Origin of the sequence: Halomonas sp. H33-56, assembly GCF_040147035.1 — a bacterium.
In the GTDB taxonomy this organism is placed as follows: domain Bacteria; phylum Pseudomonadota; class Gammaproteobacteria; order Pseudomonadales; family Halomonadaceae; genus Halomonas; species Halomonas litopenaei.
The window spans coordinates 3,732,452-3,754,367 of record NZ_JAMSHP010000001.1; the positions used below are offsets into that span (position 1 = coordinate 3,732,452).

General features: G+C 63.8%; 19 protein-coding genes. 7 read left to right on the plus strand and 12 right to left on the minus strand.

The features are described from left to right. Window positions 1-249 precede the first annotated feature (249 nt). Complete coding sequence (locus NFH98_RS15930) at window positions 250-948, plus strand: YbaY family lipoprotein (RefSeq protein WP_052704348.1); 699 nt, start codon at window positions 250-252, stop codon at window positions 946-948. Between the two features lie 92 nt (window positions 949-1,040). On the opposite strand, the gene NFH98_RS15935 is transcribed toward NFH98_RS15930, so the two are convergent. The 6 genes from NFH98_RS15935 to NFH98_RS15960 form a co-directional block, all read right to left on the minus strand. After that, complete coding sequence (locus NFH98_RS15935; protein WP_348827010.1) at window positions 1,041-3,044, minus strand: TRAP transporter permease; 2,004 nt, start codon at window positions 3,042-3,044, stop codon at window positions 1,041-1,043. Between the two features lie 139 nt (window positions 3,045-3,183). After that, window positions 3,184-3,783, minus strand: a complete 600-nt coding sequence (locus NFH98_RS15940; RefSeq protein ID WP_349622940.1) for a DUF1850 domain-containing protein — start codon at window positions 3,781-3,783, stop codon at window positions 3,184-3,186. Next, window positions 3,783-4,745, minus strand: coding sequence for a TAXI family TRAP transporter solute-binding subunit (locus NFH98_RS15945; RefSeq protein ID WP_348814775.1), 963 nt, complete (start codon window positions 4,743-4,745; stop codon window positions 3,783-3,785). The genes NFH98_RS15940 and NFH98_RS15945 overlap by 1 nt, the downstream gene beginning before the upstream one ends. A 245-nt stretch (window positions 4,746-4,990) precedes the next feature. Continuing rightward, window positions 4,991-6,193, minus strand: coding sequence for an L-2-hydroxyglutarate dehydrogenase (gene lhgD / locus NFH98_RS15950; protein WP_348827012.1), 1,203 nt, complete (start codon window positions 6,191-6,193; stop codon window positions 4,991-4,993). Between the two features lie 150 nt (window positions 6,194-6,343). Next, window positions 6,344-7,339, minus strand: a complete 996-nt coding sequence (gene glaH / locus NFH98_RS15955; RefSeq protein WP_348827013.1) for a glutarate dioxygenase GlaH — start codon at window positions 7,337-7,339, stop codon at window positions 6,344-6,346. Between the two features lie 165 nt (window positions 7,340-7,504). After that, a complete protein-coding gene (locus tag NFH98_RS15960; protein ID WP_045992816.1) occupies window positions 7,505-8,926 on the minus strand; it encodes an APC family permease in 1,422 nt (473 codons plus the stop codon). A 323-nt stretch (window positions 8,927-9,249) separates the two neighbouring features. Between NFH98_RS15960 and NFH98_RS15965 the strand changes: the two genes are divergently transcribed. The 4 genes from NFH98_RS15965 (at window position 9,250) to NFH98_RS15980 (ending at window position 12,557) form a co-directional block, all read left to right on the plus strand. Continuing rightward, on the plus strand, window positions 9,250-9,534 hold the full coding sequence (locus NFH98_RS15965; protein WP_071211119.1) for an XRE family transcriptional regulator: 285 nt from the start codon (window positions 9,250-9,252) through the stop codon (window positions 9,532-9,534). A gap of 114 nt (window positions 9,535-9,648) precedes the next feature. Continuing rightward, window positions 9,649-10,314, plus strand: coding sequence for a hypothetical protein (locus tag NFH98_RS15970; RefSeq protein WP_348827014.1), 666 nt, complete (start codon window positions 9,649-9,651; stop codon window positions 10,312-10,314). Between the two features lie 240 nt (window positions 10,315-10,554). Beyond that, on the plus strand, window positions 10,555-11,706 hold the full coding sequence (locus NFH98_RS15975) for a diguanylate cyclase (RefSeq protein WP_181248598.1): 1,152 nt from the start codon (window positions 10,555-10,557) through the stop codon (window positions 11,704-11,706). 179 nt (window positions 11,707-11,885) lie between these two features. After that, a complete protein-coding gene (locus tag NFH98_RS15980) occupies window positions 11,886-12,557 on the plus strand; it encodes a hypothetical protein (RefSeq protein WP_306168907.1) in 672 nt (223 codons plus the stop codon). A gap of 2 nt (window positions 12,558-12,559) precedes the next feature. Here NFH98_RS15980 and NFH98_RS15985 read toward each other — a convergent pair whose 3' ends face one another. After that, the gene (locus NFH98_RS15985; protein ID WP_261395179.1) at window positions 12,560-13,159 is read right to left on the minus strand and encodes a peroxidase-related enzyme; all 600 of its coding nucleotides are present in this window, start codon (window positions 13,157-13,159) and stop codon (window positions 12,560-12,562) included. 227 nt (window positions 13,160-13,386) lie between these two features. Next, entirely contained in the window at window positions 13,387-14,886 is a 1,500-nt protein-coding gene (locus tag NFH98_RS15990; RefSeq protein WP_348827015.1) for a CoA-acylating methylmalonate-semialdehyde dehydrogenase, read from the minus strand. Window positions 14,887-15,134: 248 nt separating this feature from the next. On the opposite strand from NFH98_RS15990, the gene NFH98_RS15995 reads away from it, so the two are divergent. Beyond that, window positions 15,135-16,082 (plus strand): LysR family transcriptional regulator, encoded by a 948-nt coding sequence (locus NFH98_RS15995; RefSeq protein ID WP_108448215.1) that lies wholly within the window; start codon window positions 15,135-15,137, stop codon window positions 16,080-16,082. Window positions 16,083-16,209: 127 nt separating this feature from the next. Here the strand turns inward: NFH98_RS15995 and NFH98_RS16000 are convergent, their stop codons facing one another. The 3 genes from NFH98_RS16000 to NFH98_RS16010 all read right to left on the minus strand — a co-directional run bounded on the left by NFH98_RS16000 (window position 16,210) and on the right by NFH98_RS16010 (window position 19,817). After that, window positions 16,210-16,872: a LuxR C-terminal-related transcriptional regulator gene (locus tag NFH98_RS16000; protein ID WP_045992823.1), complete on the minus strand. Its 663-nt coding sequence runs from the start codon at window positions 16,870-16,872 to the stop codon at window positions 16,210-16,212. A gap of 234 nt (window positions 16,873-17,106) precedes the next feature. After that, on the minus strand, window positions 17,107-19,056 hold the full coding sequence (gene acs / locus NFH98_RS16005) for an acetate--CoA ligase (protein ID WP_222516005.1): 1,950 nt from the start codon (window positions 19,054-19,056) through the stop codon (window positions 17,107-17,109). Between the two features lie 170 nt (window positions 19,057-19,226). Next, window positions 19,227-19,817, minus strand: coding sequence for a SprT family zinc-dependent metalloprotease (locus NFH98_RS16010; RefSeq protein ID WP_348827016.1), 591 nt, complete (start codon window positions 19,815-19,817; stop codon window positions 19,227-19,229). Between the two features lie 97 nt (window positions 19,818-19,914). On the opposite strand from NFH98_RS16010, the gene NFH98_RS16015 reads away from it, so the two are divergent. Next, window positions 19,915-20,667: a YecA/YgfB family protein gene (locus NFH98_RS16015; protein WP_108132384.1), complete on the plus strand. Its 753-nt coding sequence runs from the start codon at window positions 19,915-19,917 to the stop codon at window positions 20,665-20,667. Between the two features lie 74 nt (window positions 20,668-20,741). On the opposite strand, the gene NFH98_RS16020 is transcribed toward NFH98_RS16015, so the two are convergent. Then, on the minus strand, window positions 20,742-21,854 hold the full coding sequence (locus NFH98_RS16020; protein WP_348827017.1) for a phospholipase D-like domain-containing protein: 1,113 nt from the start codon (window positions 21,852-21,854) through the stop codon (window positions 20,742-20,744). Window positions 21,855-21,916 lie beyond the last annotated feature (62 nt).

The window sequence follows — 21,916 nt, forward strand, 5'->3', positions numbered from 1 at the left end:
CGGCAACTCCTCGAAGAAACGACGGCGCCGCGGCAAAGAAATCGCCACGACAAGGGAACAATCGGGAAGCGGCATAGTCTAGCAGAGCCGGGGGAGCAGTACCTCTCCCTATGCGGAGACGTCGCCAGCCAGCGACAGCGCCTTTCACCCTGACTGCGCATTGGCCTGCTAGGGTAACGCTGCTGTCGCGGCCATCGCCGACACTCCACGCCGCCTGACAGGACGACCCGCTCACCCAAGGAGAGAGCCATGAAACCGACCCTGCTGCTTATTGCCGCCCTGACCTCCGGCCTGGCGCTGGCCGGTTGCGATGAGGGACAGAGCACCGCCAGCACCGCGCAGGAGGGCTCGAACGCCAGCCAGCAGAGCACCACCGAACAGGCGCAGAAAATGACGCTTGACGGTACCCTGAGCTTCGCCGAGGCCGGCCAGAGCCTGCCCGACAATGCCGAGGTCACGGTGTTGCTCAACGACGTTGCCCTCGCCGACGCCCCGGCCAGGACCATCGCCGAAACCACGGTGACCATCGAGCGCCAGGCACCGACCGACTTCTCGCTGAGCTACGCAAGCGACGCGGTGAACCCGCGCCACACCCACAGCCTGCGTGGCGAGATCCGCAACGACGAAGGTCAGTTGGTGTGGACCAGTACCGAAGCCACTCCGGTGGAAGTCGGTGCCGACGCCGACCAGCCGCCGGTGTCGGTGGTGCTGCGCCCGGTGGGTGCCGACGGCAACGCCCAGAGCGACAGCATGCAGAAGGCCCAGGAGGCGCTGCTGTCCAGCGGTGATGAACCCACCGCCGCCGAGAAGCAGGCCGTGGAAGAGGCCGACGCCGTGGCCGAACAGGCCGCCGGCATGCAGGAGCCCAGCCAGGGCGCCGCCGCGGCGAGCGGCGAAAATGCCGACACCGGTGCCAATACCGAGACGTCGTCCAGCCAGCCGCAGTAAGCGAGCGCCCTCGACGGACCGGCTCCTCCCGATACGACAACGCCGTGCCCTTGGGCACGGCGTTGTCGCTGTTGGCGGCTGCCCTGGCGCCGCTACGCTGTTGCCGGCGTGCGGCGGGCCTGCCAGAAGTTGAGGCTGATGATCGCCAGCATGACGGCGGCACCGGCGACGTCGAACACCAGCGACGGCAGGAACACCCCGACGATCGCCGGCAGCAGCAGCACGCGCTGCCAGATCGCCATGCGGGTGAACAGATAGCCTTCCAGGGTGGCGGCGAAGGCGCCCAGCGCCAGAAGCCCGGTGAAGCCCTTCCAGATCAGCAGCCAGACCGGCCCGCCGACGATGATCTCGGGGTTGTAGACCATGAACAGCGGCACCAGATAGAGGCCCTTGGCAAACTTCCACGACTGGAAGCTGGTCTCCATGGGCTTGGCCCCGGCGATGGCGGCCCCGGCGAAGCCGGCCAGCGCAATCGGCGGCGTCACGTTGGAGTCCTGGGAATACCAGAACACCACCAGGTGGGCGATCAGCAACGGCACCCCGAACTCATTGGCCAGCGCCGGCCCCACCAGCACGATCAGCACGATATAGCTGGCCGTCACCGGCAGCCCCATACCCAGCACGAGACTCGCCAGCAGCACCATGATCAGCGCCAGCAGCAGGTTACCGCCCGAGAAAGCCAGCATCATGGCCGAGAACTTGAGGCCGAGACCGGTCAGCCCCACTACCCCGACGATGATCCCTGCCACCGCACAGGCCATGGTCACCGCCACGGCGTTGCGCGCACCGAGTTCGAGGCCTTCAAGCAACTTGAGCAGACCGTTGCGACAGGCCAGCCCCAGACGCTCGGCGGTCACCGGCTGCCCCTCGCCTGGCGCCACGAACAAGAACCACACCGCGAAACGCAGCACCGCCACCAGCAGCATGCAGACGATGGCGTAGTAGCCCACTCGCATCGGCGACATGTTCATCATCAACAGCCACACCAGCACCGCCAGCGGCAGCAGGAAGTGCCAACCGTGCTTGAGCACGTCGCTCATCTGCGGCAGCTCGTCCTTGGCCATGCCCTGCATACCCTCCTTGAGGGCGATGATATGCACGAACAGATAGACGGTGGCGAAGTACATGAAGGCCGGCAGGATGCTGACCTTGACCACCTCGAGATACGGCAGCCGGGTGTACTCGGCGATCAGGAAGGCACCGGCCCCCATCAGCGGAGGCATGATCTGGCCACCGGTAGACGCCGCCGCCTCGATGCCACCGGCCTGGTGGGGCTTGTAGCCCAGGCGCTTCATCAGCGGGATGGTAAAGGCGCCGGTGGTGACCACGTTGGCGATGGCACTGCCGGAGATCGAGCCCATGCCGGCAGAAGCGATGACCGCGGCCTTGGCGGGCCCGCCACGCTGGCGTCCGGTGGCGGCGTAGGCCAGATCGATAAAGAACTTGCCCGCCCCGGTGATCTCGAGAAAGGCACCGAACAACACAAAGATGAAGATATAGGTCGCGGCCACCCCCATGGGCAGGCCGAAGATGCCTTCCTGACCCAGGTAAAGCTGGCCCACCAGACGATCGAGATTGTAGCCGCGATGCTCGAGGATGCCAGGCAGGAACTGGCCGAGCCAGGGTAACTCGCCACGGGGCCCGGCAAAGGCGTAGAGGATGGCGATCAGGCCGATGATGGTCATGCCCAGCCCCACCGCGCGACGGCTGGCCTCAAGCACCGTGATGGTGGCGATGATGCCGACGGTGATGTCGGTCTGGCTCCAGAAACCGGCGCGATTGATGATCTCGTCCAGAAACAGCGCCATGTAGCCGCCGGTGATCATCGCCCCGATGAAGAACACAAGGTCGATCGCCCCACCCAGCACGCCCCTGTCACGCTTGGGACCGAACACCGGAAACATCAGGAACGCCAGCATCATCACCAGCGCAAGGTGGATGCTGCGCTGATAGAACAGCCCCAGCGGCTGAATCCCCGCCGAGTAGAGCTGGAACAGCGACAGGCCGACCGCCACCAGGGTGATCAGCCATAGGATGGTCTTGGGGTGGTTGGCCTGGCTGCCAGGCACCACCGGTGAAGCTGCCGTTTCGCTCATTGTCGTGATTCTCGTCAGGCCTTGCCGGCGCTTGGCCGGTTGGCATAATTCGGAATGCTGTCGCAGGTCGCAGGCCCTCGAGGGGCCGAAGTGCCCACGCGGTTGGTGGCATCATTCGATAGCCTGGGCCAACGACAGGCTAGTCGCGCCGCTCGAGTCCAACGCTGACCAAACGCCCCGCCGCCAGATCGCTCAGGCTGATGGGCGTGGAGGCCGCCGGCACGGCCAGGGAGTCCCCGTCCGCACAGTCGGCCCGAGCCTTGATCAACGTCTCCAGGGTCGGCTCACCACGGCTGACCAGGCGATGATCGACGCGCTTGGCGCCGACCCTCAGCCGATAGCGATTGCCGGGGACGGGCTCGTCGATGTCCTCGATCCAGTAGCCGCCCTGACCGTCGCTGACCTGGCGTCCGCGCCAGGGCACGTGGTCGAGGCCCGCGGCAAAGTCCGGCAGGTGACTGCGTTCAAGCACCATGGCACCGCCGAGGTTGCGATAGCAGTCGAGCACCTCGAAGCCTTCTACCGAGTGGTTCCAGGCCAGGCACCAGCCGGCACCATCGGGCATCGGCAGTTCCACCAGCGCTGCACCCTCGGCGTCGCGCACGCTCAAGGTAAATAGAGCATCGCAGTCGGCATCACTTGCCTGGCCAGCGCCCGCCACAGTCATCAGCGTGACCAGCCCAAGCGCAGGCAGGGCGAGCCCGGAGGCCCGCCCTGCCATGAATCGACGCCCCGCCATCAGGGACGCTGCTTGTCCTGCACCTCGGCACCGACTTCCTCGTAGTAGCGCAGTGCGCCAGGGTGGAAAGCGATGGGTGTGGAGTTCACCGAGAACTCGACGGTGGTGTCATTGGCCGCCGGATGGATGGCGATCAGCTCGTCGGTCTGCTCGAACAGGGTCTTGGTGATCTGGTAGGCCAGTTCCTCGTCCATCTCGCTGCTGGCGATCAGCACGTTGGGTACGCCAAGGGTCTGCACCGCTTCTTCCATGCCTTCGTAGAGACCGGCCTTGAGCTCATACGGGGCAAACACCGGTTCGTCCTCGCGCGCCTTGGCGACTTCCTCGTCGCTGAGGCCGATCAGCCGAACATCGCTGGTGGTGGCCAGATTCAGAATCGAGCTGGTGGGCGGCCCCACGCTCCAGAAACCGGCATCGATATCGCCATCACGCAGGGCGTCGGCGGTCTCGTTGAAGTTCAAGCGACGCGGGTCGAAGTCGTCGTAGCTGATGCCGTTGGCTTCGAGAATGGCGCGGGCGTTGAGCTCGGTGCCGCTGCCCGGCGCGCCCACGGACACGACCTTGCCTTCCAGGTCATCCAACGAGTCGATGCCGGAGTCGGCCATGGTCACGATCTGCACCGCATTGGGATAGATGGAGGCGATGGCACGAATGTTCTCGAGCTTGCGCCCCTCGAAGTCACCGGTACCGGTAGCGCCCTGGTGGACAGTGTCGGCCAGCGCCAGCGCCAGATCGGAGTCACCACGCCAGACCAGTCCCATGTTCTCCACCGAGGCGCCGGTCACTTCGGCCACTGCGTCGTAGCCGTCGACGTGCTTCTTGATCAGCTCGGCCAGGCCTCCACCGTAGGGGTAGTAGGTGCCGCCGGTTCCACCGGTGGCGATCGACAGCTGGCTCTGGGCCACGGCGCTGTGGCTGGCAACCAGCAGGGATGCCGTCAGGGCAAGGGTCAGTGCTCGCATGGTCTTCCTCCGTTCCTCGTGGGAACCGCTTAGAATTTATTGTGCGGAATTGAAGTGTCGATACAGCAATCGCCTAGGCAAGCTAGCAAGAGCCGGCCTCGCTTGCCACTGCAGACATTTCGACGTTTTTTATCTTTGTCTGCAATTCTCACAAGGTCTTAGAGACACTGGCCCGCCATCCTGCCCGTCGAACCCCCGAAGGGCGCGCTTCTCAGGGAGCTGGCGTCGCGCCGGCTTTTCACGCCTCAGCGTTGACTGTCGACCTGCTCGCGTACCTTGGCGACGATATGGGCACCGATCGGCAACGCCGAGGTCGCCGCCGGCGATGGCGCATTGCCTACGTTGATGGTGCGCGGCGTGTTGACGAACAGGAAGTCGTCGACCAGCTTGCCGTCTCGTGTCACCGCCTGGGCACGCACCCCGGCCGGGTAGGGCTTCAGGTCATCGAGGGTGAGACTCGGGCAGTACTTGCGCACCTCTTCCAGATAGCCACGCCGTGACAGCGAGTTCTTCATCTCACGCATGCCAGGGCCCAGATGACGCCACAGCACTTTGAGAATACCCGGATGGCTGACCATGCCGACCAGATCCGCTGCCGAGACATCACGCTTGCGATAGCCCTCGCGGGCCAGTGCCAGCACGGCGTTGGGCCCCACCGTCACGCTGCCATCGATCATGCGGGTAAGGTGGACGCCGAGAAACGGCATGCTGGGGTCCGGAATCGGGTAGATCAGATGATTGACGATGGCGTTGCGGTGCTCGGGCAACTGAAAGTACTCCCCGCGGAAGGGACAGATGGTGAAGCTCGGGGTCTGCCCCAGCATGCGCACCACCCGGTCGGCCATCAGCCCTGAGCAACTTACCAGGTAGCGACTGCTGAAGGTCTCGGTGGTGGTGGTCACCACCACTTCCTGGCGACGTTCGTCGAGCCCGGTTACCTCCCGTGAGTAGCGGATCTCGCCACCGCGTCGCTCGAACTCGGCGGCCATGGCGCGAGTGACCTCGGCATAGTCGACAATACCGCTGGACGGCACGAAGATGCCGCCGACGCCGGTGATGTTGGGCTCACGCTCTGCAAGGGCACCGGCGTCGAGCCATTCACGCTCAAGCCCATTGGCTTCGGTGCGTTCCCACAGGGCCTTCATCCGCCCCAACTCCACCTCGTTGGTGGCGACCAGCAGCTTGCCGCAGCTTTCGTAGGCGATGTCGTGGGTCTCGCAGAACGCCTTGGTGGCACGGTTGCCTTCCAGACAGAAGCGCGCCTTGAGGCTGCCCGGTGTGTAGTAGACCCCGGCGTGTATCACGCCACTGTTGTGACCGGTCTGATGGCGAGCCGGACCGTCCTCCTTTTCCAGCAACAGCATGCGCTTTTCAGGATAGGCGTCCTTGAGATGCATGGCGGTGGACATGCCCAGAATGCCACCGCCGATGATGATGAAGTCGTACATGGGGGTCTCGTTGTCCTTGGTCTTGCCCCGCCGCCGGGACGGGGCCGGATACATCGTGGGCGACCGGGTATCGCGGGGCCCATCACCCTAGAGTACCGCGTCGGGCCGTGCCCCGCTGCCCCGCTGCACCCCTCTTCCCCGGAGGACACCTCAGTCCTGGCGAGCTCGCAGGGTGCTGCCACAGGTGAAGACACCGCGCTGGCGCATCAGCTCGCGCCTGAGCTGCGGGTGAGCCTCGAACTTGTCGCGACCGTGCAGCCAGAAGTGGTTATTGATCAGCAGGAAGCTGCCGACCGGATTGGGCAGGGAAATGACGCCGTCGCTCGACTCCAGCGAGTCCGACAGCTCGCAAAGCCAGTTGCCCTCCTCCAGATCACGTGGCTGGACGAACTGATCGATGTAGGCCATCACCGGGCGGCCATCACGGTCGACGTCGAATACCGGGTGAAAGACGTCGCGCACCACATTCTTGCTGGGCGGAGCCGACCAGCGCATCTCACTGAACGCCAGCGGGTGACGGCAGAACCGCTCCAGCTCGTGCCAGTCGTCCAGATGGAGCAGCCGCGAGTTGCCGCCTTCCATGTGTTGCTCGTCGATCTTCATCATCAGTACGTAGTCGGTGACCTGCTCGACGAAGGTGCCGTCGTTGTGAAGCTCCATCACCCGATGCGGCGCCCGCAGATAGCTGTCGGAGGTGTCGACATTCTCGACCACGAAGCGGGCATAGTACTGACCACTCATGGCATCGAAGTTGGATCGTCCGATCAGGTGGGCAACGGCGGTGGAAAACTTGACCATGTCCTCGGCCTGCTCGACCCGGTCCAGCCCTTCCGGCACGACCTGCAGCGCTCCCTGGCGACGGTCCAGCAGGATATTGGCCAGCCGCGGCTTGAGCGTCCCCTCGCACAGCTCATCGAGTATTCCCGCGACACGAAAACGCAGCATCGACTTGTACTCCAGCGCCTGAATCGGCCATTCGGCACAGGCGTCGAGGAAGGCAGCGACGACCGACCGCTCGACACGCAGCTCCTGCAGACGCTCGGAAGAGGTCGACGGGACCAGGGTGAACCCGCGTGGATCGCGTGCGCCAGGGGCGGTGGTCTGATCATCACGATCCTGAAGCTGGGCAGAGGCAAGGATGGACATGGCAGGGCTCCGTATTGTTTTGACGTTTTGTAAAAATATCTACATTTTTACTTTTGGTCAACAAAAACACGGCTGCCGCCGGGTGCTGATTTTCGGGACAAGGTCCAGAGTTCTTGAAGCGTCCGCCGGCCGGCAAAGCCGCCGACCGGCGTTGCGGTCAAGGCGTCAGGTGCCTTCCAGCTCACGACGCATCTGTCGCTGGCTGTAGGCCGTGCCATAGCGGCGGCGGGACCACAGGTACAGGCCAAGCCCGGCACCCATCCAGCCGGCGAACAGCCCCCACTCGATGGGTGACAGCGCCGAGGGGCTGCCGGGCAGGTAGAGCCCGATCAGTCCCAGCGACAGCACCACCGCCAGCCAACCGACCAGGCGAGGATGGCTGACCTTGAACGGCCTTTCGAGTTCCGGCTCCTTGCGCCGAAGCACCAGAAACGAAATGGATACGAACAGGTAGGCGATGACGATGCCGAGACCACCGGCCACCACCAGCCACACCATGGCCTGGCGGCCCAGCAGAGGCGCCAGGCTCGACAAGGCTCCCATCAACAGGATGGCGTTGACCGGCGTCCTGTGACGAGGATGCAGCTTGGCCAGAAAGGCCGGCAGCATGCCGCAGTGGGCCAGTGCATAGATGGCGCGAGAGCCACCGACGTAGAAGGCGTTCCAGCTGGTCAGGATGCCGGCGATACCCGCCAGCACCATCAGGTTGGCCGCCCAGGGGGTGTTGAACACCGCCCCCATGGCGTCAGGTACCGCCAGGGAGCTGTTCTCGAGCTCCGCCTTGGGCAGCATCAATGCCGTTCCCAGCACGATGAAGGCGTACCAGAACACCGCCAGGACCACCGACAGCATCAAAACCCTACCGATCTCGCGAAACGGCAGGTCGATCTCTTCCGCCGCCTGCGGGATGACGTCGAAGCCGACAAACAGGAAAGGAACCATGATCAGCACCATGGTGATCCCGCCCAGCACACCCTCTTCGGTGTTGAACAACGGCGTCAGCGAAGCGCTGCTACCCTCGAACAGGGCGCCGGTGATGAACATCACACCGACGGCCAGAATCAGCAGCGTCACCACCTTCTGGACCAGCGCCGCGGTGCGCACGCCAACATAGTTGATGGCCATCATGACCACCGAGCCGGCCACACCGACGGCAACCCAGGTGGCCTTGACGTCCCAGCCCGCCAGGGTCCACAGGTGACCGACGGCGTAGCCGGGGAACAGATGCTCGACCACGGTGGGCAGCGCTACCGCCTCGAAGGCCACCACGCTGAGATAGCCCAGCACGATCGCCCAGGTACACAGGAAGGAGGCAAAATGGCCCAGGGCACGGTAGCTGTAGACGTGCTCACCGCCGACCTGGGGCATCGCCGAAGCGAGCTCAGAGTAGGTCAGCCCCACCAGCACGATCACCATGCCGCCCAGCACGAATGCCAGTATGGCGCCAAGGCTTCCTGCCGAGGTGATGAAGCCACCCGTCAATACGATCCAGCCCCAGCCGACCATGGCACCGAAGGCCAGCGCCAGGACGTCCTTGCGGGCCAGCACTCGGCTCAGCTGGGCTCCGCCATTGCTGTTATTGTCCATGAGATAAACCTCTCGCCGCAGTGGTGCGTTCCCGCAGAACAGTGATTGTTGACCGGGGACAGGACGCACCGTTGAATTTATCAATCGCGCGTGCAACTTATCATGAGGATGTTTGCCGTCCGCAGCCTTCGTTTATACCTCTTTGGTCTAAGTTTGTAGGGCCTGCAGATGGCGCCATCGCCGTCAGCCGCAGTCTCCCGCGGCGTCTGCGGAATGAGGAGTTTTCGTCGCTGCGCCACGTCCAGAACGGACACCAAATTGGACTGGCAAGAGGGCAAAAAAGGTTGCATGCTGTAGGGGTCGAAAACGCCCATTGGAGTACCATGAGCACCGCAGATTCCTTGTCTCGAGCAGACGCTTCCGAACCGCCTCCTCGACGATGCCCTGACCTCGATGTCAGGGACCTGGAACAGCGCACACGACTGATGCGCATTGTTACGCGGCTTATCGCCGTATCTGATCTCGGAAGCCGCGAGATCGCACGCCGCGCGGGTCTCCCCATGCAGAAGATCAGTGATCTGCTGTCAGGACGACTGGAACACTTCACCTGCGACGAGCTGCAGGCCATTCGCCGCATCATCGACGATGGCCATCTGTCACTCTCCTGAATGGCCCGTGCTGGACGGCGCCCCGGAAGGCAATTCTGCCAGGGCGCCGCGTCTTGTTGGCGCGAGCCATTGCCCCGCCCTTCCCCTTGATCTTCATGCCATGAGGAATCATCGATGCGCCGTCTGCTAGCGGCTTGTCTGCTATGTGTGTCTGCAAGCGCCCTGGCCGATGGCCAGGCCACCCTGGTCGATGGCAGTGGCGACCCCGAGAGCGCCGTCACCGCACGCTGGATCGGTGATCAACTGCGCCTGGACTTTCCCCGCCACGCGGCCAAGGGCTATCTGCTGTTGAGAGACGGCAAGGGCCACGTGGTCACCAACTTCGGTGGTCAGACGGTGGTGCTGGGCATCCGCGATGTTCAATCCATCGCCGGGCAACTCGGTGGCCAGGACCTGTCCGACCTCGGCAGTTACCAGGCCCAGCAGGTGCTGTCGCTGGAGCCTGTCGGCACGCGGGAAAGCGTCGCCGGCATCGAGGGCGAGGTCTATCGTCTTGACTGGATTACCCAGGAGGGCGATCGCCGAGAGGATGAACTGGTACTCAGCCAGCGACCGGAGGTCATCGAGCTTTTACGGGTCGTCGACCGCTATCAGAGCATTCTGTCGGGGCAACCGGACCCGGTGGCGGCAAGGCTCGAGCAACAGGGGCTCGGACTTCTGCGTTTTGGCGACAAGTTTCAGGTGGCCAGCCTGACGGCGACGTCGCCCGATCCTGCCGTGCTGGCATTGCCGTCCCAGAGTGGCAACGTTGGTGAGCTGTTGCGTTCGGTCATTCAATAGACTTAGGGCCAGGCGCCAACTTTCCCCCTCTCCAGCACTAGATCCACAGCATACCTAGGATGGTGTACTTGATCGCGCACCGCGTGGAATAGGTGTGTGTCAATTGCGTGTAAAACCGCGAAAATGCGATGCAGGAGTCTCCAATCCACGATATATCTTGAAGGTAGCCTTCAAGACATGGTGCGGCCGCACGGCTCGATGTCGTTCCGCAGTGGTCGCACCCATCCAGTGAGAGTTGCCATGAGGCCAATCGACAAGTCCCTGCTGGAACAGATGCACATCAGCGAGGTCGAGATCCAGCGTCGCAAGGAATTCCTGAGCCTCGACGAAGCCGACCTGGCCGATCTGGCAGCGCTCAAACCCCTCATCAACGAGCATATCGAGATCATCGTCGAAGAGTTCTACGAGCGGCAGACCGAGATCGACGAGATCAGCCTGCTGATCGGCGACTCCGAGACCCTGCAGCGACTGCGCTCGGCCCAGCGCCAGTACGTCCTCGACATCTTCACCGGCTACTACGACGCGGAATACGTCAACAGTCGGCTGCGCATCGGTCTGGTGCACAAGCGTATCGGCGTCGAACCCAAGCTGTTTCTGGCCGCCATGCGCACGCTCAAGGAAATCCTGTTTCGCGTCATCGACGAGAACCTCGAGGACGTGCAAGCGACCAAGTCGGCGAAGAACAACCTCGACAAATTGATGTACTTCGATATCACCCTGGTCTTCGATACCTATATCGATACCCTGCTCAACGAGGTCCACAGCGCCAAGCGCCGAATGGAGCTCTACGCTCGCAACCTGGAAGAGAAGACCAAGGAGCTGGCCGCCTACGCAGAAAAGGACGCCCTCACCGGGCTGTTCAACAAGCGAGGCATGAGCGAGGCCCTGAACAGGGAGATCCGCATGGCCGAGCGACGTCACTCGCTGGTCAGCCTGATCTACTGCGATATCGATGACTTCAAGCAGATCAACGATACCCACGGCCACCACAAGGGTGATGAAATCCTTGTCACCTTCGGCCAGATCATGCGTGAAACGGTCCGCAGCAGCGACATCTGCTGCCGCCTCGGGGGGGATGAATTCTGCTGTATCCTGCCAGACTGTGACGCCAAGAGCGCCAAGACCATCGGCAGCAAGATTGAACTGGCCTTCCAGAGCAAGTACCCGAACTTCTCGATCAGCCTGGGCGTCGCCGAGACCGGGGATCGAGACTACCTGCGCGAGGAAGAACTGCTGCGCGCCGCCGACGCCATGATGTATCGCAACAAGGAAGCCAGAAAGCGCAGTGCCGCAGAGGCCGCCTCGAAGACCTCAGCCAGGACGTTGCCAGCCCCCGCCCAGGCAGCAGAGAAGACAACCAGCTCAACGGCCGCCCAGAGTGACGATCACTGACTTCCACTCGCCTGGCTCGGCATTGTCTCGATAAAAATTTAAATTTCTGCTAATAAAGTTGGATCTAAAATAAAAAGCCTCGATCAGGGCATGCGGGAAGCTCGGCAGACGCTCCTGCTTCGACCAGGTCCTGATGGTGGCATGTGCTGGTTGTCGTACGGTCTCGAGGAAAATGCCCCATGTCCTACCATGAAGCCAAGGAACACGCGCCCGGTCGCCTGCATCGGCTATTCAGTTCGCCCTATACCGCCTTCGACAACCAGACCAGCGAGCGACGCCTGCATCTACTGCTGGCCCTCAATCTGCTGGTCTTCGCGCCGATGCGCCAGGGCCGACTGACGTTACGACTGCTCGATGGCTGGGAAAACGGCGACTGCGAACAGCACACCCTGAACTTCCGGGACGCCGACATCCACCGCCCCCATGACCTCATCAACGCCGCACCACACACCCAGTCACGCCCACTGCTCGCCCCGGCCCTGGAAGAGGCGTTGTCCAGCGCCGAGGCCAATGCCATGGGGCTGGATAGCGATATTCGCCTTCACCCGGCGAAGTGGCCGGCCTTCCCCGGCGGACTCTCGCTCTACACACGCTACAAGGTCTGCCATCGCCTCATCTATGGCGAAGACGACAGCTACCGCTCGATTCGCTGCGAGACCCCGGTAGGCCTGCGCGAGATTCACGAGTTCCACCTGGAAGAAGGCGACTTCGCCGTCAGCCTGCCCCACGATGACTCCCCCGCCGACAGCGATGACACCGTGGGCCTGGTCCTTCATGCGGCCCAGCGCTCCGCCCTCACCCACTGGCTTGCCGATCTGGCAGAGCAACCACTGTCGAAGCTGATGGGCTGAGTTCAGGCGTCTCTGGGCACCCTGCCCATCAAATAGAATTCCGGGTTGGGTGGCGTCCCGGTCAAGGTCACCAGGCGGTTGGACAGCCCAAAGAAGGCGCAGATCGCACCGATATCCCAGATATCGTCGCGGCTGAACCCCACCGCCTGCAGACGTTGCTCCCACTCATCGGTCAGCTCGCCCAGATCGATTGCGCAGTGCAGCGCGAAGTCCAGCATGACGCGATGTCGCTCGCTCAAGCCAGAACTGCGATGGTTGACCGCCACCTGGTCGGCGAGCAGAGGATCCTTGCTGTAGATCCTGACCAGCGCTCCATGAGCCACCACGCAGTAGAGGCAGTGGTTGCGGGCGCTGGTGGCGACCACGATCATCTCCTTCTCGGCCTTGGTCAGGCTATCGGACTCACGCTCCATCAGCGCATCGTGATAGGCGAAGAAGGCACGAAACTCCGCCGGCCGATGGGCCAGCATCAAGAAGACATTAGGCACGAAGCCCGCCTTCTCCTGAACCGCCAGGATGCTGTCACGGATATCATCGGGCAGATCGTTCAGTGATTCGGGGACGGGAAAGCGGCTGAGAGATGGGCTGATCGAGGGGCTCATGGGGGCTCCGGGCTGACGTGGGCATGGAAGAAGGGCCAGGCAATACATTGACGTTAACGTAAAGGTCAATTTAGTGCTCTGGTACTTTGATCGAATGCCGGGTCGCCGCTGCCGAAAACGACGATGCCCCCTTGATGGGGGCATCGCAGCCTGCAGCCGGGCCAGGCCCGAGAGCTCGAGTCAGACAGGACGTGGCCGCTGCGTCAGCATGCCTGCTCGGCCCTGGATCAGCCGAGCGAGATGGTGCTGTTGATGCCGCTCGAGACGTTTTCCGGCTCGAACCAGCGCGCGGTCACCGTCTTGGTCTGGGTCCAGAAGCTGATGGCCTGCTTGCCATTGGGGCCAAGGTCACCCAACTTGGAGGCGCGCGAGCCGGTAAAACTGAAGTAGGCCACCGGCACCGGGATCGGCACATTGATGCCCACCTGACCGACATCGATATCGCTCTCGAAGCGACGCGCCACCCAGCCGGAATTGGTGAAGATGGAAGTACCATTGCCGTTGGGGTTGGCGTTGACGAAGGCGATGGCCTCGTCCAGCGTGTCCACCTCGACCACGCACAGCACCGGACCGAACACCTCTTCACGATAGATGCTCATGTCCGCCGTCACGCCGGCGAACAGGGTTGGGCCGACGAAGTTGCCGTCGGGGTAGCCCTCGACCTGGCAGCCACGTCCGTCGACCAGCAGCCGAGCGCCTTCCTGTTCGCCCTTGGCGATCAAGCCTTCGACACGATCCTTGGCCGCCGGTGACACCAGAGGCCCGAGATCCGCCTCGCGGTCGGTGCCCGGCCCCACCTTCATGTTGCGAGCCCCCTCGACGATATCCTCGAGCCACTCCCGGGCCTGGCCGACCAGCACCACCACCGAGTTGGCCATGCAGCGCTGGCCGGCGGCGCCGAAGGCCGACCCCAGCAGGTTGTTGATGGCCTGAGAGCGGTTGGCGTCAGGCATCACCACACAGTGGTTCTTGGCACCCATCATGGCTTGAGCGCGCTTGCCGGACTCGCTGGCACGGCGATAAAGCTGGGTGCCGACATGGGTGGACCCGATAAACGACATGGCCTTGATATCCGGGTGCTCGCACAGGTGATTGGCGACATCAGGGCCGCCATGCACCACGTTGAGCACACCGGCGGGGACACCGGCCTCGAGCGCCAGTTCCACCAGGCGCAGGGTGGAGCTCGGGTCCTGTTCGGAGGGCTTCAGCACGAAGGTGTTGCCGGTGGCAATGGCCAGCGGGAACATGAAGCAGGGCAACATGATGGGGAAGTTGAAGGCGGTGATGCCGGCACCTACCCCCAGCGGCTGGTTGAGGGTGTAGACGTCCACCTCGTTGGCGGCGTTCTCGGCCAGCTCCCCCAGTTGCAGCGAGGTGATCGAGCAGGCGTGTTCGACCACCTCGAGACCACGACCGACTTCACCTTCGGCGTCGGGCAGGGTCTTGCCGTGCTCCTCGGTGATCAGGGCGGCAAGCTCCGGGGTATGCTCGCGAATCAGCGCCTGCAGCTTGAGCATGATGCGCATGCGCTTGGCCAGCGGCACCTTGCGCCAGGTGGCAAAGGCCTGATGGGCGCTGGCAACGGCCTGGTCGACCTCCTCCAGGGTACAGAACGGCACCCGCGCGACCACTTCCTGGGTCGCCGGATTGATCACATCGCGCCATTCGCTGGACTGCGAGGGGACGGCCTGGCCATCGATGATCATGGGAATTTCGCGGACTGACATGGGCGTGCTCCGGCTGTTGTCGTTGTGCATGAGCGTGGCGTCGTATGAGATGGACTGGGCGTACTGCCATGCCAGCAGCCGCCTTGATCGCTGTGGCGGTGTGCACCACGGCACGGCTATCCATGCTGTCCAGTCTAGACACAGGTAGGATGGCCAAACAACGGCCAGCCAGGCACATTGCTTGTGCACTGATGCACAACCACAAACACATCGAAGTCCACGACGTCGTCGCTCAGCGGAGGTGATTTTTGCTCGATTGGCAGGACCTTCAGGTCTTTCTCGAGGTGGCCAGGCATGCCCGCCTGTCCGACGCCGCCCGACGGCTGGGCGTTGACCACTCGACCCTGTCGCGGCGAACCCGCCGCTTCGAACAGCGACTCAACACCCAGTTGTTCGAACGCAGCACCCATGGCTACCGCCTGACTCCCGCCGGCGAACGTCTGAAGAGCCACGCGGAACAGATGGCCCGACACGCCGACGAGGCCGCCGACAGTCTGACCGATCAGAACCTGCGCCTGGAGGGCCAGATCCGACTTGGCGTGACCGAAGGCTTCGGGACCTGGGTGGTGGCCCCGCTGCTCAGCGCCTTCTGCCGGCGTCATCCCGGCCTCACCCTGGACCTGCTGGCGCTGCCTCGCGTGGTCAATCTCAGCCGCCATGAGGCAGACCTGGCGATCACCATCGAACGACCGGGCAACCCCGGCCTGGTCACCTCGCGACTGTGCGACTACCGGCTCAAGCTCTACGCGGCGAGGCACTACGTCGAGCGCCACGGGGCACCGCAGCAGCTTGCCCAGCTGGGCACACATCCGCTGATCGGCTACGTGGACGACCTGTTGTTCAGCGAGCAGCTCAACTACCTGGATCCGTTGCTGTCGCCGCAGGTGCAACAGGCGCAGCAGACCCACTTTGCGCTTCGCAGCACCAGCGTGACGACCCAGATGATGGCCACCGAGAGCGGCGCAGGCCTGGGCATTCTGCCGTGCTTCATGACGGCGGGACGAGACGGGCTGATGCCGCTGCTGGAGGATGAAGTATCGGTGGTGCGTCAGTTCTGGATCACCGCCCGGCAGGAGCAGCGCCAGCTTGCCCGGGTGCGTCTGCTGTGGGACTTCCTGCGCGAGGCGCTGGCAATGAATCAGGATTTTCTGATGGGCCGCCATGACCGGCTGGTGCTGCCGGACGACGTCGAATGAACACCGGCTGGCTGCCACCAGGGCCGGCGCCAGCATAGGACTGGGCCCCCGCTGGCGGTGGTGTCGCAAGCCCCAGAACCACGACACCCCGCCTGGGCGGGGTGTCGTCGATGCGCAAGCAACCGCGTCAGGATTCGACCTTGGGTGGCTCGACCTCGAGCTTCTGGGCCGCGATCACCGCCTGGGTGCGCGAGTGCACGCCCAGCTTTCTGAGAATGGCGGTCACGTGGGCCTTGATGGTGGCCTCGGAGACGTTCAGCTCGTAGGCGATCTGCTTGTTGAGCAGGCCTTCGGTCAACATGTTGAGTACGCGGAACTGCTGAGGCGTCAGCGAGGCGATGGCCTCGGCAAAGCGCGCCTCTTCCTCGTTGGCCTCACCCAGGGCGTCGGCCATCTCTTCCGGCAGCCACACTTCGCCGTCGAGGATCTCGCCCACCGCCTCGGCGATCAACGCCAGCGACGAGGACTTGGGAATGAACCCCGAGGCACCGTAGTCGATGGCGCGGCGCACGACGTGCACTTCATCGCTGCCGGATACCACCGCCACCGGCACATCCGGGGTCTGACCACGCAGCTGGATCAGCCCGGAGAAGCCGTGGGCTCCAGGCATGTGCAGATCGAGCAGGATCAGGTCCGCGTCGGGGTGGCGAATGACCACGTCCGAGGTGGCCTCCATGGTGTCGGCCTCGATGATTTCGGCCTGGGGCGCGAGCTGGCGAAGCGCCTGCGTCAGGGCGGCACGGAACAGCGGATGATCATCGGCTACGATGAATTTCTGGGCAAAGGCCATGGACTCTCCTCCGGATTCCGATGCAGCGTGTCAGGCCTGGACGCCGCAACGCAAGACGCTTGTTTGCACAGCATGTTACCCCATGGTTGCCGGCTTTCCCAAGCGCCCTGACGCAAGCATCCTCAACGGCTACCCGTGGTGCCGACTCTGCGGCCTCCGTCACTATGCAAAAACGGGCCGGCGCCGGAAGTTTCCGGCAGCCGGCCCGCGGGACCTGCTGTTACGCCATGAGCCTTACTTGGCGGCGCGGTGCTCGATCAGATCCTCGACCACCGAAGGATCGGCCAGGGTACTGGTGTCGCCGAGGCCATCACACTCATTGGCGGCAATCTTGCGCAGAATCCGGCGCATGATCTTGCCCGAGCGGGTCTTGGGCAGTCCCGGTGCCCACTGGATATGATCCGGCGAGGCGATCGGGCCGATGTCCTTGCGCACCCACTGGGTCAGTTCCTTCTTGAGCTCGTCGGTGGGTTCGGCCTCGTCGTTGAGGGTCACGTAGATATAGATACCCTGCCCCTTGATGTCATGGGGGAAGCCCACCACGGCGGCCTCGGCCACCGCTGAGTGTGCCACCAGCGAGGACTCGATCTCGGCGGTGCCCATGCGGTGACCGGACACGTTGAGGACGTCGTCCACCCGGCCGGTGATCCAGTAGTAGCCGTCCTCGTCACGGCGACAGCCGTCACCGGTGAAGTAAGTCCCCTCGTAGGTGGAGAAGTAGGTCTGGATGAAGCGCTCGTGATTGTTCCAGATGGAGCGCGCCTGTCCCGGCCAGGAATCGAGGATGACCAGGTTGCCGTCGGTGGCGCCCTCGAGGCGCTTGCCTTCGTTGTCCACCAGCGCCGGCTGCACACCGAAGAACGGCAGGGTCGCGGAGCCCGGCTTCTGGTCGATGGCACCGGGCAACGGGGTGATCATGATGCCGCCGGTCTCGGTCTGCCACCAGGTATCGACGATCGGGCATTTGCTGTTGCCGATCACCCGGTAGAACCACTCCCAGGCCTCGGGGTTGATCGGCTCGCCCACCGAGCCAAGCAGGCGCAGGCTATCCCGAGAGCTGGAGTCCATCACCTTGTCGCCGTGGGCCATCAGGGCGCGCACTGCGGTGGGGGCGGTGTAGAGGATACTGACCTTGTGCTTGTCGACGATCTCACCCATCCGCCCGTGGGTCGGATAGCTCGGCACCCCCTCGAACATCAGGGTCACCGCACCGTTGGCCAGGGGCCCATAGACGATGTAGCTGTGGCCGGTGACCCAGCCCACGTCCGCGGTGCACCAGTAGACCTCGTCCTCGTGATAGTCGAACACGTACTGGTGGGTGAGGCTGGCGTAGGTCAGGTAGCCACCGGTGGTGTGCTTGAGCCCCTTGGGGGTGCCGGTGGAGCCGGAGGTATACAGGATGAACAGCGGATCCTCGGCGCCCATCTCTTCGGCGGGGCAGTCGGTGTCCTGGTCGGCCACGGCGTCGTGGTACCAGACGTCACGTCCCTCGTGCCATTCGATGTCACCGCCGGTACGCTTGACCACCAGCACCTTCTCGGCCACGTCGGTGCCATCACGGGTCAGTGCAGCGTCGACGTTGTCCTTCAGCGGTACCTGCTTGCCACCGCGTACGGACTGGTCGGCGGTGATGATGACCCGTGAGGCAGCGTCCTTGACCCGCTGTGCCAGGGCGTCGGGAGAAAAGCCGCCGAACACCACCGAGTGCACCGCACCGATACGGGCGCAGGCCAGCATGGCCATGGCGGCTTCCGGGATCATCGGCATGTACAGGGTCACGGTGTCACCCTTGCCGATCCCCATGGACTTCAGGGCGTTGGCCAGCTGGCAGGTACGCTCGTACAGCTCGCGGTAGGTGATCACCGAAGATTCGTTCGGATCGTCCCCTTCCCAGATGATCGCCGGCTTGTCGCCACGCTTGTCGAGGTGTCGATCCAGGCAGTTGGCCGCCACGTTGAGGGTGCCATCCTCGAACCAGCGGATATCGACATTGTCGCTGGCGAAGGATACCGACTTGATGGTCTGCGGTGGCTTGATCCAGTCAAGGCGTGCGGCCTGCTCCTTCCAGAAGCCCTCGGGATCTTCCACCGACTGCCGGTAGAGCTTGTCGTAGGTGGCCTTGTCGGCCCAGGCGGTCTTGGCAAACGCATCGGAAACCGGATAGACGTGCTGATGATCGCTCATGGTGCTCTGTCCTTGGATACCCATCGAAGTGAAGAGCCAGCCGCCTGAATAAGAGAGACCGACCGGCGCGAATAACCTGACAGCCAGCATAACGTCGCCAGGCCAGGGTTTCCCCTTAGACATTGGTATGACTATTTTTTTATTTTATAACAAGAGGTTAAGCGCAAATTTCAGCACTTCTTCCCAACCAGGCACAGTCGGCCGCGACAGTGCCGGCAGCGATACTCCTGACCGGCCTGGGCGTTGGCGTGACGCCGTGCCGAGAATCCGTGCTCGCGACAGGCGCAGCGATAGCGATACGGGACAGGGCTCGAGCGGGCGGTATCGAAGCGATGGGTGACCCGGGGGGCCAAGCCGAACAGCCTGAGCATGACGGTCTGCCACTCCCTGCCATGGGGGCGAAAGGTAGGCCCATCTTCCAGGTGCCAGACCAGCCAGTGGGCCACCTCGTGGGGCACCACCTCGGTGAAGAAGGCGTGGCGGTTCTCTTCCAACAACTGGCCATTGAAGCGCAGTCCGCCGCGACCGAAGTGGGCCTGCCCTGCGCCCTTGCCGCGCAGATCGCACCACACCTTCGGCTCCGGCAGCCCAGGATGATAGTCAAGACACAGCGCCACCGCCTCCACGACTCTTGCCATCAGCGCCTGGCGCAGGGCGGCGACGTCGAGTGACTGAAGCCAGGCGTCGTCGACGTCGGGCAACACCGGGGTGGGAGAGTCACCGCGAGCGCGCGGGCGAATTGATGGCCGGGTCGAGGTCATGACGCAGTCAGAGTAGGTAAAGGAGTGCTAGAATGCCGCCTCGAACGGGGACGGTAAAGACCACCGTCCAGTCATCCCCTCGCCAAGTGAGCGCCCCATGTCCGACGCCGAAACGCCGCTCCCCCTCCCCTTGCTCGAAGACGACGCTCTGGACCTGCTCGATGACTTTCTCGAGGAGCGCGCCGGTCCCGATGCGCTGGACCTGATCGGCGCCCACGGCTTCCTGGTCGCGCTGGCGGTGGCGCCGCGGGATGTCGAGGCTGCCGCCTGGGTCGCGGAGCTGTTTCACGGCACCCCCGAGTTCGAAAGCGACCAGGAAAGGGAGATCATCCTGGGCCTGCTCGAGCAGCTCAGGACCAACGCTATCGGCGTGCTGGAAGGCGGCGGTCTTCCCGAACTGCCCTTCGAGCTGACGCTGGACGGCATGGCGTCGGAAGAGACGCCCATCGGCGACTGGTGTGCCGGCTTCATGGAAGGCGTCTTCCTCGACGAGGCCGCCTGGTTCGAGGGCGATGAAGAAACCGTGGCCACACTGCTGTTGCCCTTCATGGCGCTGTCGGGACTGTTCGCCGACGAGCCCGACATGGCCGATCTGGCCGGGGAAGGCGAGCGACTCGAGCGCCTGGTCGGTCAGTTGCCGGAACTGGTGCTGGATCTGTACCTGCACTTCCGGGTACCGCCGGACACCCCCAAGCCCAAGCCCCGCGGCAAGGCGCCAGCCGGCGGCAGGGGTGGCAAGGCAGGCCACAAGGGTCATGGCAACAAGGGGCAAGGCAACAAGGGGCAAGGCAACAAGAGCAAGAGCGGCCAGGGCAGACCCCAGGCCAAAGGCCCCAAAGGCAAGCGATAGCGAATAACAGGCCAAGCGATAGCGCGTCACAGGCCAGGCGCTGGTCAGCACCGGAGCAAGCGATAGCCGGCGCCTCAGCGCAAGCGGGTCAGCCAGCCATCAAGGGTGCCGTACAGCCAGGTCCTGATCCTGGCCCACCAGGAGCGGCGCGCCCAGCTTTCCCGGGTGATCTCCCGACTCGCCGCGAAATTGCGCTCGAACAGCGCCGCGACCTCGTCGGCCAGGACGGCGTCCTCGACCTCCTGATTGGCCTCGAGGTTCCACTGCAAGCTCCAGTGGTCGAAGTTGCAGGAACCCAGGCTGACCCAGTCATCGGCGACCACAAACTTGGCGTGGATGAAGCTGGGCTGGAACTCGTAGATGCGCACACCCGCCCGCAGCAACCGAGTGTAGAAACGCTGCCCGGCGTAGCGGATGCCGGGATGGTCGTGGTCCCGCCCCGGCAGCAGCAGGCGCACGTCGCGGCCCTTGCGCGCCGCACGCTGCAGCCTGAGCCTCAGCCCCAGGGTGGGCACAAAGTAGGGCGTACACAGCCACAGGCGCCGTTCGGCGCGGGCGATTCGCTCCTGCAGTGAGTGGCGAATGGCCTGAAAGCGGTACCCCCGCCCCCAGATCACCCGTGCCCTGACTCCAGGGTCATGGCGCCTCTCGCCACTCGGCGACGGCAGCGCCGGCGCCTGCGGGGCGCCTCTGGTCAGCGGCGAGTTCCACACCTGGGCAAACAGCGCCACCCAGTCGGCCACCACCGGGCCCTCGACACGCACGGCCACCTCGAACCAGGCCGCCAGGAACTCATCGACGGCGCCAAAGCCCCCGGTAAAGGCCAGTCGCTGATCCACCACCACCAGCTTGCGATGATCACGACTGACGTTGCGTCCCAGCGAGTGCCAGCCCAGCGGGTTGAAGTCCCGCAACCACACGCCGGATGCGACCAGGCGTTCTCTATCCTGGCCTGAAAGCCCCATGGCGCCGAAACCGTCCAACAGTAGATAGACGGCGACGCCGCGCTGCGATGCGGCCACCAGCGCCTCGATGACTCGGTCGGCCAGTTCGCCGGACTCCATCAGATAAAGTTCGATCAGCACGCTTTGACGGGCCTCGGCCACCGCCTCGAACAGCGCCGGCAGGAAGCGATCGGCCTCCGGCAATAGATCGACGCGATTATGCTGTCGCCACGCGGTGGTCATGCTGCACGTCTCCCTGGCGGTGTCATATCAACCGGATATCAAGCAGATCATGGCGCCACCCT

Coding starts and splice junctions, on each gene's coding strand:
- NFH98_RS16020 (WP_348827017.1), bottom strand. CDS start 21,854: ATGACCACCGCGTGGCGACAGCATAATCGCGTCGATCTATTGCCGGAG.
- lhgD (WP_348827012.1), bottom strand. CDS start 6,193: ATGTACGACTTCATCATCATCGGCGGTGGCATTCTGGGCATGTCCACC.
- NFH98_RS16000 (WP_045992823.1), bottom strand. CDS start 16,872: ATGGCCTTTGCCCAGAAATTCATCGTAGCCGATGATCATCCGCTGTTC.
- NFH98_RS15980 (WP_306168907.1), top strand. CDS start 11,886: ATGTCCTACCATGAAGCCAAGGAACACGCGCCCGGTCGCCTGCATCGG.
- NFH98_RS15970 (WP_348827014.1), top strand. CDS start 9,649: ATGCGCCGTCTGCTAGCGGCTTGTCTGCTATGTGTGTCTGCAAGCGCC.
- NFH98_RS15930 (WP_052704348.1), top strand. CDS start 250: ATGAAACCGACCCTGCTGCTTATTGCCGCCCTGACCTCCGGCCTGGCG.
- NFH98_RS15990 (WP_348827015.1), bottom strand. CDS start 14,886: ATGTCAGTCCGCGAAATTCCCATGATCATCGATGGCCAGGCCGTCCCC.
- NFH98_RS16010 (WP_348827016.1), bottom strand. CDS start 19,817: ATGACCTCGACCCGGCCATCAATTCGCCCGCGCGCTCGCGGTGACTCT.
- NFH98_RS15975 (WP_181248598.1), top strand. CDS start 10,555: ATGAGGCCAATCGACAAGTCCCTGCTGGAACAGATGCACATCAGCGAG.
- NFH98_RS15960 (WP_045992816.1), bottom strand. CDS start 8,926: ATGGACAATAACAGCAATGGCGGAGCCCAGCTGAGCCGAGTGCTGGCC.
- NFH98_RS15985 (WP_261395179.1), bottom strand. CDS start 13,159: ATGAGCCCCTCGATCAGCCCATCTCTCAGCCGCTTTCCCGTCCCCGAA.
- NFH98_RS15965 (WP_071211119.1), top strand. CDS start 9,250: ATGAGCACCGCAGATTCCTTGTCTCGAGCAGACGCTTCCGAACCGCCT.
- glaH (WP_348827013.1), bottom strand. CDS start 7,339: ATGTCCATCCTTGCCTCTGCCCAGCTTCAGGATCGTGATGATCAGACC.
- NFH98_RS15945 (WP_348814775.1), bottom strand. CDS start 4,745: ATGCGAGCACTGACCCTTGCCCTGACGGCATCCCTGCTGGTTGCCAGC.
- acs (WP_222516005.1), bottom strand. CDS start 19,056: ATGAGCGATCATCAGCACGTCTATCCGGTTTCCGATGCGTTTGCCAAG.
- NFH98_RS16015 (WP_108132384.1), top strand. CDS start 19,915: ATGTCCGACGCCGAAACGCCGCTCCCCCTCCCCTTGCTCGAAGACGAC.
- NFH98_RS15940 (WP_349622940.1), bottom strand. CDS start 3,783: ATGGCGGGGCGTCGATTCATGGCAGGGCGGGCCTCCGGGCTCGCCCTG.
- NFH98_RS15935 (WP_348827010.1), bottom strand. CDS start 3,044: ATGAGCGAAACGGCAGCTTCACCGGTGGTGCCTGGCAGCCAGGCCAAC.